Raw genomic sequence first — 12,312 nt, 5'->3', positions numbered from 1 at the left:
ATCCCGCAGCGGGTGAGCTCGGGCTCGAAATCTTGCATGTAACGCCGACGGCATGCCCCGGGAGGGGTACCTTGTCAACCACTGTTGTAGCAACGCCATGTGCGACGTAGTGGTTGCCGTCGTCGCCACCACGCGATCTTTGAGCCGCCGGACTCCGGGCTGGCGGTCGGGGGTCGGGTGAGGAGGAACAGCATGCCAATTGTGCATCACCGAAAGCCCAGTCCGCTCTCATACCCGTTATGGCTCTCCACACGCCTGCTGTTGAAGCCTGCGCTGGCGCTGTGGCCGTTGAACAGACCCGGGATGTCGGGCCTGTTCCTGATCGACGCGTTGTTCGCCAGCGGCCCCAAGCCGCGCAATGTGGTCCGCGAGTCGATGGTCCTCGGGGATCGGCCCGTCGAGCTCATCATGCCGACCGGTCCGTCGCGTCGCGATTCCGAGACCGCGATCCTCTACCTGCACGGTGGCGCGTTCGTGGTCGGGGGGCTCGGCACGCATCGGTCCATCGCCAGCCGGCTCGCCCGTGCCTGCGAGATCCCGGTGTTCTCACTGGAGTACCGGCAACTGCCCAAGGCCGGCGTGGGGACGTCGGTGGTGGACTGCATGGCGGCCTACCGCGAACTGCTCACCGAACGCGGCTACCGCCGGGTGGTGGTCGCCGGCGACTCGGCGGGCGGATTCCTCGCCGTCAAGGTGGTCGAGGCGGCCGCGGTCGAAGGACTGCCGCAGCCCGTCGCGCTGGTCGGGTTCTCGCCGTTGCTCGACCTCGATCTCGGGGTGCACCCCGACCGGAGCAGTCGTTCCGACGCCTACCTGCCCAAACGCAAGATGGCCAAGCTCGCGCCGCAGTTCCTCAAGGGGCCGGTGCCGTTGGTCGGCGCCCGCCGGGCCCGCGACATCGATCCCGCCACGTTCCCGCCGACCATCATGATCACCGCGGAGAACGAGATGCTCGAGCCCGACGTCATCGACCTCATCGAGAATCTCGACGAGGCCGGCGTCGAGGCACTGGCCCACAGTTTCGCCTGGCAGGTGCACGCGTTTCCGGTGATGAACGGCCGCCACCGGGAGACCTTGGAGTCGATCGAGGTGACCGCGGCCTTCACCGGTCACGCACTGCGTGAGGCCAAGGCCGCCGACGACCGCGCGCGCCGGGCCATCGGCTAGCCGGTCTCCGGTCAGTCAGGGTCCCGGGCAAGGCGGTATCCGGGTAGTGGCCCTCGCGTGCTCGCCGCACTGCAATAGTGGTGTGGACAGCGACGGCCGCGTGCCGTCATCCGAACACGTGTATTGGCGGTGGTGATCATGGGCGCTTCCACATCGGTGGACGAGCTCTTCGCGTTCGGCAGCCTCCTCGACGACGAGGAGCGGGCGATCATCGACACGGTGTCGTCGTTCGGCACCAAACGGTTGCGTCCGCACGTGGCCGAGTGGTTCGAGGACGGCACCCTGCCGGTGCGCGAGCTCGCACGTGAACTCGGCGGACTCGGTTTGTTCGGCATGCATCTCGAGGGGTACGGCTGCGCGGGCACCTCGGCCACGAGCTACGGGCTGGCCTGTATGGAACTCGAGGCGGTGGACTCCGGGCTGCGCAGCTTCGTCTCGGTGCAGGGGTCGCTGGCGATGTATGCCCTGCGCGCCTTCGGCAGCGACGAGCAGCGCGAGGAGTGGCTGCCGAAGATGGCCGCGGGTGAGGCGATCGGATGCTTCGGCCTCACCGAACCGGATTTCGGCTCCAATCCCGCCGGGATGCGCACCACCGCCAAGCGCGACGGTGACGACTGGGTGCTCAACGGCGCCAAGATGTGGATCACCAACGGCAGCGTCGCCGACGTGGCCGTGGTGTGGGCGCGAACCGACCTCGACGACGGTGCCCGCGGCATCCGCGGGTTCGTGGTGCCCACCGACACCCCCGGGTTCCGGGCGTCGGAGATCAAGCACAAGATGTCGCTGCGCGCGTCGATCACCGCCGAGCTCGCGTTCGAGGACATGCGGCTGCCCGCGTCGGCGATGCTGCCGGGTGTCACCGGCCTCAAGGGGCCGCTGAGCTGTCTGAACGAGGCACGGTTCGGCATCGTGTTCGGCGCGGTGGGTGCGGCCCGCGACTGCCTGGAATCGGCCATCTCGTATGCCGCCGACCGTGAGGTGTTCGACAAGCCGCTGTCGGGGTACCAGATCACCCAGACGAAGCTCGCCGACATGGCGCTCGAGGTGGGCAAGGGTTTCCTGCTCGCGATGCAGCTCGGCCGGATCAAGGACAACGGGAAGATCGCACCCGAGCAGGTCAGCCTCGGCAAACTCAACAACGTCCGCGAGGCGATCGCGATCGCGCGCGAATGCCGGACCATTTTAGGCGCCAACGGAATCACCCTGGAGTACCCGGTGATCCGGCACGCCAACAACCTCGAGTCGGTGCTGACCTACGAGGGCACCAGCGAGATGCATCAGCTGATGATCGGCAAGGCACTCACCGGGCAGGACGCATTCCGGTGAACCCCGACTTCCAGCGCGCCGCACAGGGTGTCTCCCGCGGCATGGTGGTGCTCGGCGGCGTGATCATGATGGTCGCCGTCGGCTTTCTCACCGCCTACTGGTGGGGTGAGCGGCGCTGGGGCTGGGTGATCATGGGCTTCGTGCTGATCGTGGTGAACATCGTGATGATCGTGCTGACCTTGTTGAAGGCGCGCCTCATCCCACCGCCCCCGCGCCACGACGAAGACGACGACCCCGAGGACTGAAACCCCGTCGAGCGTGCCCACTTCCGGGTCGAGCGTGCCCACTTCCGGGTCGAGCGTGCCCACTTCCGGGTCGACCGTGCCCACTCACGCGGTGAGCGTGTCCGGGCAGCACTGCGATCGGTCGTCGGTCGACGCGTCGTCGGCGAACTGCGTGCGGTAGAGCTCGGCATACCGGCCGTTGCGCGCGAGCAACGTCGGGTGATCACCACGTTCGACGACGCGCCCCGCCTCGATCACCACGATCGTGTCCGCGGCGCGGATGGTGGACAGCCGGTGCGCGATCACGATCGACGTCCGCCCCACCAGTGCCTCGGTCAGAGCTTCCTGCACCGCCGCCTCCGACGTCGAGTCCAGGTGTGCGGTGGCCTCGTCCAGGATCACCACCTCCGGTGCGGCCAGCAACAGCCGCGCAATCGTCATGCGCTGGCGTTCCCCACCGGAGAGTCGGTAACCCCGTTCGCCGACAACGGTGTCGAGGCCGTCGGGCAGGCTCGCCACCAGGTCGGCAAGCCGAGCTCGCCGCAACGCGTCCCGGATCTCGTCATCGGACGCATCCGGTTGTGCCAGTGCCAGATTGGCGCGGACGGTGTCGTGGAAGAGGTGGCCGTCCTGGGTTACCAGCCCCACCGTGCGATGTACCGACGCGCTGCGCAGATCGCGGACGTCGACGCCGTTGAGCCTTACCGCGCCGGAATCGACGTCGTAGAGCCGGGTGGCCAGGCTGGCGATGGTCGACTTGCCCGCTCCCGAGCTTCCCACGAGCGCAACCATGGATCCGGCGGGCACGTCGACGTCGATGTCGTGCAGCACTTGGGCTCCGCCCCGATTATCCAGTTGCGCAACCTCTTCCAGCGATGCCAGCGACACCCTGTCGGCCGACGGATAGCTGAACGAGACGTGGTCGAACCGCACACCCACCCCGCCGTCACGATGAGGGACGTCGACGGCGTCGGGTTTGTCGGCGATCAGCGGCTGCAGATCGAGTACCTCGAAGACGCGCTCGAAACTGACCAGTGCACTCATGATCTCGACGCGTGCGTTGGCCAGGGCGGTGAGCGGGGCGTACATCCGGGTGAGCAGCAGGGCGAGTGCCACCACGGCGCCCGGCGACAGGTGCTGATGCACCGCGAGCCAGCCGCCGAGTCCGTAGACCAGGGCGAGCGCCAGCGCCGACACCAAGGTGAGTGCGGTGATGAACACGGCCTGCAGCATCGCGCGACGAACTCCGATGTCGCGTACACGGTCGGCGCGCGCCGAGAACTCCGCACTCTCGAGGTCGGGGCGGCCGAACAGCTTGATCAGCGTGGCCCCCGGCGCGGAGAAGCGTTCGGTCATCTGCGTCGACATGCGTGCGTTGTGTTCGGCCGCCTCGCGGGACAGTGACCCCATGCGGCGGGCCATCCGGCGCGCTGGAACGACGAAGAGCGGCAACAAGATCAGCGCCAGCACCGTGATCTGCCAACTGATCGCGAACATCACGCCGAGGGTCAGTGCCAGGGTCACCACATTCGACACCACGCCCGACAGGGTGTCGCTGAAGGCGCGTTGCGCACCGATCACGTCGTTGTTGAGCCGGCTCACCAGCGCCCCGGTACGCGTGCGGGTGAAAAAGGCGACGGGCATCTGTTGGACGTGGTCGAACACGGCGCGCCGCAAGTCCAGGATCAGACCCTCGCCGATGTTCGCCGACAACCACCGGGTGCCGATTCCCGCCACCGCCTCGGCGACCGCGATGAGCGCTATCAGCACGGCGAGTCCCACGATGGTGCCGCCGGACCCGTGGCCGCTGATCAGGTTCACCACCCGCCCGGCCAGGATCGGCGTCACCACGGTCAGCACCGCGGTGAACACCGACAGCACCAGGAACACGACGATCCGCGTGCGGTGGGGCCGCGCGAAGGTGAGGATTCGGCGCAGCGTCGAGCGCCGATCACCCCGCAACTGCTTTCGCGACGGCGAGCTCGACGACTTGTACATCATGTCCCAGGCAACGGACTGCATGCTCATGTCGACCAGGGTAGAAGCTCAAGTGAGGTTGAGGTCCAGACGAGGTGGTAAGACTCGTGGGCATCGCCGCCTCCTGATGTACAGAATGGGCGTCTCTCCGGATCGCCAACCGCCCTGGTGCACCCCGCGGCCCCCAGGGCCGCCCATTCTGTACAGGAGGCGCGCGTCTCGCTCACCATCTGCATCTGCTGGCCTCCGAGCGGCGGCCACCGAAAAGGAACATGTGTGCACCCCTGTGCCGACAGGACCTCGCTCAGCTGTGCTCGGTCACCTGAGTAAGTTGGATCACAGAGTGTCCGTTCGGTCCAGAGAGGTCAGACATGAGTCAGCAGCTCAAACTCGGCTACAAGGCGTCCGCGGAGCAGTTCGCGCCACGTGAACTGGTGGAGATCGCGGTGGCCGCCGAGGAACACGGCATGGATTCTGTTGCGGTCTCCGACCACTTCCAGCCCTGGCGGCACAACGGCGGTCACGCACCGTTCTCACTCAGCTGGATGGCCGCGGTGGGAGAGCGGACCACGCGCGTGCAGATCGGCACGTCGGTGATGACCCCGACCTTCCGCTACAACCCGGCGGTGATCGCCCAGGCCTTCGCGACGATGGGCTGCCTGTATCCCGGACGCATCATGCTGGGGGTGGGCACCGGCGAGGCACTCAACGAGTACGCCACCGGATTTCAGGGCGAATGGCCCGAGTTCAAGGAACGCTTTGCGCGACTGCGGGAGGCCATCGCGCTGATGCGGGAACTCTGGACCGGCGACGAGGTCGACTTCGACGGCGAGTACTACCACACCAGCGGCGCCTACATGTATGACGTTCCCGAGCAACCGATTCCGGTCTATGTGGCGGCCGGGGGCCCGGTGGTGGCCCGCTACGCCGGCCGGGCGGGTGACGGGTTCATCTGCACGTCCGGCAAGGGCGCCGAGCTCTACACCGAGAAGCTGATCCCCGCGGTGAAGGAGGGTGCGGAGAAGGCCGGCCGCGACTTCGAGGCGATCGACCGGATGATCGAGATCAAGATCTCCTACGATCCCGATCCCGAACTGGCGCTGGAGAATTGCCGATTCTGGGCGCCGCTGTCGCTGACCGCGGAGCAGAAGCACAGCGTCAATTCGTCCACCGAGATGGAGCGGCTCGCCGACGAATTGCCGATCGAGCAGGTCGCCAAGCGCTGGATCGTCGCATCAGATCCCGACGACGCGGTGGAGAAGGTCAAGTTCTACACCGATGCCGGCCTCAATCACCTGGTGTTCCACGCACCCGGGCACGATCAGCGTCGCTTCCTCGACAACTTCGAAAAGGATCTCGCGCCGCGGCTGCGCACGCTCACCGTCGCCTGACCCTGGCCCACCCGGACGCCTGACTCCCGAGGCCCACCCGGACGCCTATACGGCGACGGCCGACGGGTGGGTGCGTGCGGCCTGCTCACGTATCAGTTCGACGACGCGGTCAGCGGCCCGATGCTCACGCACCGAATGCCGACGCCGTATCGAAATCGACCGCCGCGGAGTGGGTTCGGCGATCGAGACCACTCGCACGTCGGCGGGTACGTCGAGCAATGCGAGTGCGGGCACCACGGTCAGCCCCACGCCGGCCGCAACGAAATTGACCGCCGTCAGGTAGTCATGCGTCTCGACACCGAAGCGCGGCGTGAAACCGGCGGCGGTGCATGCGCGCAACAGGGCCTCGCGGCACGGGCCGCGGGCCACGTCGTTGTCGATCCACACCTCGTCGGCCAGGTCCCGCAGCAACACCTCGTCGCATCCGGCGAACTGTGAGTCCGGGGCCACCACCACCCGGTAGTCCTCGGTGAGTAGCGGCTCGCAATCGTAGGAGCGCATCGACGTGCTCGCCGCGCCGTCGACGTAGATCTCGATGTCGGGCGGGGCCAGTCCTGCGGCGGCGAGTTCGACGAGCCGCAAATCCATTCGCAGATCCGGGAATTCGCGTCGGATGCATGCCACCACCGATGGCATCCAGGCGGCTCCCGCCGACGCGAAGTAGGTGATGCGCAGGGTGCCCGCGCGTCCGTCCCGCAGGTCCGACACGACCCCGTCGAGCCGGGTGAGCTGGTCGAAGAGCGCCGACGATGCGGATGCCAGCGCGGTGCCCGCATCCGTGGGGGTGATGCCGCGTCCGTCGCGTTCCACGAGCGTCAATCCGGTCTCGCGTTGCAGCGCGGCGATGTGCTGGCTCACCGCCGACGACGTGTAGCCGAGTGCGAGCGCGGCGCCGCTGACGGAACCCTCGGCCACCACTGCCCGGAACACGCGAAGTCGATGCGGGTCGATCATGAACCCGATAGTACAGCGCGACTGACGAATGGTTAATGAATATGAACTTGTGCTGAACAGATCCCGGGACGAGCATGGAGCACATGAGCCGTCGTGCACCCGACCTCGCCGCCCTCGCCGCGGCGGTCACCGTCGTCTTGTGGGCGTTGTCGTTCATCGCGATCCGCTCGGCCGGCACGGCCTTTTCGCCGGGAGCGCTGGCGTTCGGACGCCTGGCCGTCGCCGTCGTGGCGCTCGCCGTGATCGCCGTCATCGCGGCCGCCGGTCGTCGCACGGGCTCCCGAACGATCGTCCCCCGGTTGCCTCGCGGTCGTGCGCTGGGCCTCGTCGTCGCCTACGGGGTGGCCTGGTTCGGGGCATACACGGTGGTGCTCAACTGGGCCGAGCAGCATCTCGATGCGGGTACCGCCGCTCTGTTGGTCAATTTTGCGCCCATTCTGGTGGCGATCGCTGCCGGATTGTTCCTGGGCGAGGGCTTCTCACGACGCCTGGGAATCGGGATCGCCATCGCCTTCTCCGGGGTGGTGCTCATCTCCGTCGGTGGCGACGGCGGGCACACCGAGTGGCTGGGCATCGTGCTCGGGCTGATCGCCGCCGTGCTCTACGCGCTCGGGGTGCTGCTACAGAAGGTGGCGCTGCGGGAGGTGGATGCGCTGGCAGCCACCTTCTGGGGTGTGGTCGCCGGGGCGATCGTCACCGTGCCGTTCGCCCCCGCCACGGTGCGCGAGATGGCAGCCGCACCGGCCGCCGACATCGCCGCCGTGGTGTTCCTCGGCGTCGGTCCCACCGCGATCGCCTTCACCACGTGGGCCTACGCGCTGCGCCGCACCGGCGCCGGCGCGATGGCGGCCACCACCCTGGTGGTGCCCGCACTGGTCATCGTGTTGTCGTGGCTGCTGCTCGACGAGGTGCCCACCCCGATCCGGATCGTCGGCGGTGTGCTGTGTCTGGCGGGCGTGGCCATCACCCGTGGGCTGCTGTGGCCGCGCCGATCGGCCAGGCCCACGGCCATGCGTGCCGTCGTGCGGGAGCCGGGCCACCCACTAGGCTGAGGACATGGCCGCACAGAGCGTGACCTCCACGAAGATCTACATCGCATCTGCCGAAGCGGAGACCGGAAAGTCGACGGTCGCACTCGGCGTTCTCTCCCTGCTGACCGCGACCGGCGGACGCGTCGGCGTCTTCCGACCCATCTCGCGCGCCGCCCGCGGACAGCGGGACTACCTGCTCGATCTCCTCATCGAACACACGTCGGCCGACATCGGGTACGACGACGCGATCGGGGTGACCTACGAGCAGGTGCACTCCGACCCCGACGGCGCCATCGCCGAGATGGTGGCGCGCTTCCACGCCGTGGAGTCGCGCTGCGACGCCGTCGTCATCGTCGGTTCGGACTACACCGACGTGGGCAACCCGTCCGAACTCACGTTCAACGCGCGCATCGCCGCCAACCTGTCGGCGCCGATCATCCTGGCGCTCAAGGCGGTTGACCGCACACCCACCGAGATCCGTGATCTCGCCGAACATCTCCTGACCGAGATCGCCGCGATGCACGCCACGACCTCGGCGGTGGTCGCCAATCGATGCGATCCCGAGGACATGCCGCTCATCGCGGAAGAACTCGAAAAGCTCGACGTGCCGAGCTGGTGCCTGCCCGAGGAGCCGGTACTGTTCGCCCCCACCATGTCGGAACTGAAGGTGTCGCTCGACGCCCAGATGTACAGCGGCGACGAGGAATTGCTCGATCGCGAGGCACTCAAGGTGATGGTCGGCGGCATGACCGTCGAACACATCCTGGAACGGCTCACCGACGGCACCGTCGTCATCACCCCGGCCGATCGCTCCGATGTGTTGCTCTCGCTGGTCACGGCCAACGCGGCCCATGGCTTTCCCCGACTGTCCGGCATCATTCTCAACGGCGGTCTCAAACCGCACCCGATGATCGACATGCTCGTCAACGGTTTGCAGCCGACGCTGCCGATCATCATGTGCGAGCAGGGCACCTACGAAACCGCTCGCACGGCCGCCGACACCCGCGGTCGCATCGCCATCGGCTCGGCCCGCAAGATCGACGCCGCGCTGGCGCTGATGGAATCGCATGTCGACTCCGGCAAACTGATGGAGGTGCTCGACGTCCGGCCGCCGGAGGTCACCACCCCGCAGATGTTCGAGTACGGACTCATCGCCCGCGCCCGCGCCGACCGCAAGACCATCGTGCTTCCCGAGGGGGACGACGACCGAATCCTGCGTGCGGCAGGACATCTGCTGCGCCGCAACGTGGTGTCGCTGATTATCCTCGGCGAGGCGTCGGCGGTGGGCAGGCGCGCCCAGGAACTCGGCATCGATCTCGCCGGAGTGGAGATCATCGATCCCGCCACCTCGCCGCTGACCGACGAGTTCGCCCACATCTACGCCGATCTCCGCAAGCACAAGGGTATGGATTTCGAGCACGCACAGGAGCGCATGCGCGACGTGTCGTACTTCGGCACCATGCTCGTCTACACCGGACAGGCCGACGGCATGGTGTCCGGCGCCGCGCACACCACCGCGCACACCATCCGGCCGGCATTCGAGATCATCAAGACCCAGCCGGGTGTCTCGACGGTGTCGAGTGTCTTCTTCATGTGTCTCGCCGACAAGGTTCTCGCGTACGGCGATTGCGCGATCGTGCCCGACCCCACCGCCGAGGAACTCGCCGACATCGCCATCTCGTCGGCGGGCACCGCTGCGGGCTTCGGGATAGAGCCGCGGGTGGCGATGCTCTCGTATTCCACCGGCCGTTCGGGTACCGGCGCCGACGTCGACAAGGTGCGGGTGGCCACCGACCTGGTGCGCGAGCGGGCGCCGGAGTTGCTGGTGGAGGGGCCGATTCAGTACGACGCCGCGGTGGAACCGTCCGTGGCGGTGACCAAGATGCCCGATTCGGAGGTGGCCGGACGTGCCACCGTGCTGATCTTCCCCGACCTGAACACCGGCAACAACACCTACAAGGCGGTGCAGCGCAGCGCGGGCGCCATCGCGATCGGTCCCGTGTTGCAGGGCCTGCGGCGTCCGATCAACGACCTCTCTCGGGGCGCTCTGGTGTCCGACATCGTGAACACCGTTGCGATCACCGCGATTCAGGCCCAGAACATGCAGCCCGACCAGAGCATGTCCACCGAGGCGGTCGCCCAGTGAGTGTCTCGGCGGCCGGCGCCGTCCTGGTGCTCAACGCAGGCTCCTCGTCGCTCAAATACCAGTTGCTCCACCCCGACAGCAGGGTGGTGGTGGCCGAGGGTATTGCCGAGCGGATCGGTGACGACGGGGCGTCCATCTCGCACTCACAGGACGGCGAGACGGTCAACGAAACCCTCCCGCTGCCGGATCATCTCGCCGCGATCGAGGCGGCGAAGGGCCTGTTCGACGCCCACGGGGTGTCGCTTGCGCACGCCGGACTTGCCGCCGTGGGCCACCGCGTCGTGCACGGTGGTCGTAGCTTCTTTCATCCCACGTTGATCACGCCGGAGGTGATCAGCGAGATCTCGCGGATCTCTCCGCTTGCGCCACTGCATAATCCGGCAAACCTCACCGGCATCGAGGCGGCACGCAAGCTGCTTCCCGAGGTGCCGTCGGTCGCCGTCTTCGACACCGCCTTCTTCCACGACCTGCCCGACGCCGCCGCCACCTACGCGATCGATCGGGGTGTGGCCAGCCTGCACGCGGTGCGCCGCTACGGGTTTCACGGCACCAGTCACGAGTTCGTCTCCGGCCGGGTGGCGCAGTTCCTCGGCCGCGATCTCGCCGACCTCAACCAGATTGTGCTGCATCTGGGCAATGGCGCGTCGGCATCGGCGATCGCCGGGGGGCATCCGATCGACACCACGATGGGCATGACACCGCTGGAGGGACTGGTGATGGGCACCCGCAGCGGCGATATCGACCCCGGCCTCGTGCTGCACCTGAACCGGGTGGCCAAACTGAGCGTCGATCAGATCGACACCCTGCTGAACAAGAACTCCGGACTGAAGGGATTGTGCGGGGAGAACGACTTCCGCGTGATCACGACACGGATGGAGAACGGCGACGTCCACGCACATCAGGCCTACGACGTCTACATCCACCGCCTGCGCCGCTACATCGGCGCCTACATGATCGAACTCGGCCGGGTGGACGCCATCACCTTCACCGCGGGAGTCGGCGAGAACGCGGCAGGTGTGCGTGCCGACGCTCTGGCGAACCTGGAGAACTACGGGATCGTGGTCGACCCGGAACGAAATGCGGTGCGCAGCAAGGAACCGCGGCGGATCTCGGCCGACACCAGTGCCATCGACGTACTGGTGGTACCGACCAACGAAGAACTCGCGATCGCCCGACTGGCCGCAGAAGTGGTGACAGGAGGCGGCTAAAGCCATCTCTCAGCGGTTCTCGGTCAGGACGTGCCGGTACGTTCAGCGTAGTTCTTCCGTTTCCGGTGGTCGACGTCACCGAGGAAGACATGGTCGGCACCGACGAAGCGCTCGACGGCCTCAGCCACACCCTGAGGAAGAAATCTCCTGGCGCTCAACGCCAGGACAAATGATCGCGGCACCACGAGGCGCGGGCGCGGATTGTCGATCAGCCCGACAACCGCTTGCGCGACGTCATCGGGTTCGATATTCGCGAATCCCCTCGCGTGCCCGATCCCGGCGATCATCTCGGTGTTGGTCAGCGAAGGCAGTACCGCGGAGAACTCGACACCGGTGCCGCGATTCTCCAACCGGACCGCGTCGGTGAAACCGAGCACGGCGAACTTCGAGGCCGAATACGTTGCGATACCGGGTACCGGCATGATCGCGCCGGACGAGGAGATGTTGATGATGTGCCCGCGGCCCCGGGGGATCATGCGTGTGGCCGCGAGTTTGGTGCCCAGCATCATGCCGTAGGTGTTGACGGCCAGCACGCGCTGGGTGTACTCGTCCGGCTCGTCCACAAAGGGGCCCACGGCGATGATCCCGGCGTTGTTGACCAACACGTCGATTGCTCCGAGGTCGTCCTCGACCGCGCCGAGGAAGTCGCCGAAGGACTGCCGATCGGTCACATCCACACGGCGGTGGAGCTCGAACCCATTCGCGGCCGCCGCTTGTTCGAGGGCGCCCTGGTCGATGTCGCAGACGGCGACTCTGGCTCCGCGGACATGCACGGCCGCGGCGATCGCCAGGCCGATACCGCGCGCTGCACCGGTGACGGCGACGACCTTGCCCGCAAGACTGACTGATCGACTCATTTGCGCCTCCGCGAGGGAACACGTCGTAACG

10 protein-coding genes are annotated in these 12,312 nt (G+C 67.1%); 7 read left to right on the top strand and 3 right to left on the bottom strand.

The window, feature by feature from the left end; genetic code table 11:
* Positions 1-192 precede the first annotated feature (192 nt).
* The 3 genes from ACWDSI_RS10600 to ACWDSI_RS10590 all read left to right on the top strand — a co-directional run bounded on the left by ACWDSI_RS10600 (position 193) and on the right by ACWDSI_RS10590 (position 2,738).
* Positions 193-1,167 carry an alpha/beta hydrolase gene (locus ACWDSI_RS10600; protein ID WP_449747653.1) on the top strand — a complete coding sequence of 325 codons (975 nt, stop codon included), beginning with the start codon at positions 193-195 and terminating at the stop codon, positions 1,165-1,167.
* 138 nt (positions 1,168-1,305) lie between these two features.
* Positions 1,306-2,493, top strand: coding sequence for an acyl-CoA dehydrogenase family protein (locus ACWDSI_RS10595; protein ID WP_449747654.1), 1,188 nt, complete (start codon positions 1,306-1,308; stop codon positions 2,491-2,493).
* Complete coding sequence (locus tag ACWDSI_RS10590) at positions 2,490-2,738, top strand: phage holin family protein (RefSeq protein ID WP_449747655.1); 249 nt, start codon at positions 2,490-2,492, stop codon at positions 2,736-2,738. Before ACWDSI_RS10595 ends, ACWDSI_RS10590 begins: the two co-directional genes overlap by 4 nt.
* An 84-nt stretch (positions 2,739-2,822) precedes the next feature.
* Here ACWDSI_RS10590 and ACWDSI_RS10585 read toward each other — a convergent pair whose 3' ends face one another.
* Positions 2,823-4,745, bottom strand: a complete 1,923-nt coding sequence (locus ACWDSI_RS10585) for an ABC transporter ATP-binding protein (protein ID WP_449747656.1) — start codon at positions 4,743-4,745, stop codon at positions 2,823-2,825.
* Positions 4,746-5,065: 320 nt separating this feature from the next.
* On the opposite strand from ACWDSI_RS10585, the gene fgd reads away from it, so the two are divergent.
* Positions 5,066-6,085, top strand: coding sequence for a glucose-6-phosphate dehydrogenase (coenzyme-F420) (gene fgd / locus ACWDSI_RS10580; RefSeq protein ID WP_449756520.1), 1,020 nt, complete (start codon positions 5,066-5,068; stop codon positions 6,083-6,085).
* Between the two features lie 45 nt (positions 6,086-6,130).
* Here the strand turns inward: fgd and ACWDSI_RS10575 are convergent, their stop codons facing one another.
* Positions 6,131-7,039, bottom strand: coding sequence for a LysR family transcriptional regulator (locus ACWDSI_RS10575; RefSeq protein ID WP_449747658.1), 909 nt, complete (start codon positions 7,037-7,039; stop codon positions 6,131-6,133).
* A gap of 83 nt (positions 7,040-7,122) precedes the next feature.
* On the opposite strand from ACWDSI_RS10575, the gene ACWDSI_RS10570 reads away from it, so the two are divergent.
* The 3 genes from ACWDSI_RS10570 to ACWDSI_RS10560 are packed head-to-tail and all read left to right on the top strand — an operon-like array spanning position 7,123 to position 11,424.
* Entirely contained in the window at positions 7,123-8,091 is a 969-nt protein-coding gene (locus tag ACWDSI_RS10570) for a DMT family transporter (protein WP_449747659.1), read from the top strand.
* 4 nt (positions 8,092-8,095) lie between these two features.
* On the top strand, positions 8,096-10,216 hold the full coding sequence (pta, locus tag ACWDSI_RS10565) for a phosphate acetyltransferase (protein WP_449747660.1): 2,121 nt from the start codon (positions 8,096-8,098) through the stop codon (positions 10,214-10,216).
* On the top strand, positions 10,213-11,424 hold the full coding sequence (locus ACWDSI_RS10560) for an acetate/propionate family kinase (RefSeq protein ID WP_449747661.1): 1,212 nt from the start codon (positions 10,213-10,215) through the stop codon (positions 11,422-11,424). Before pta ends, ACWDSI_RS10560 begins: the two co-directional genes overlap by 4 nt.
* 23 nt (positions 11,425-11,447) lie before the next feature.
* On the opposite strand, the gene ACWDSI_RS10555 is transcribed toward ACWDSI_RS10560, so the two are convergent.
* Positions 11,448-12,281 carry an SDR family oxidoreductase gene (locus ACWDSI_RS10555; protein ID WP_449747662.1) on the bottom strand — a complete coding sequence of 278 codons (834 nt, stop codon included), beginning with the start codon at positions 12,279-12,281 and terminating at the stop codon, positions 11,448-11,450.
* Between the last annotated feature and the right edge of the window lie 31 nt (positions 12,282-12,312).

Source organism: Gordonia sp. NPDC003429 (genome assembly GCF_053588575.1).
This window is presented reverse-complemented; position numbering and strand designations above follow the sequence as displayed.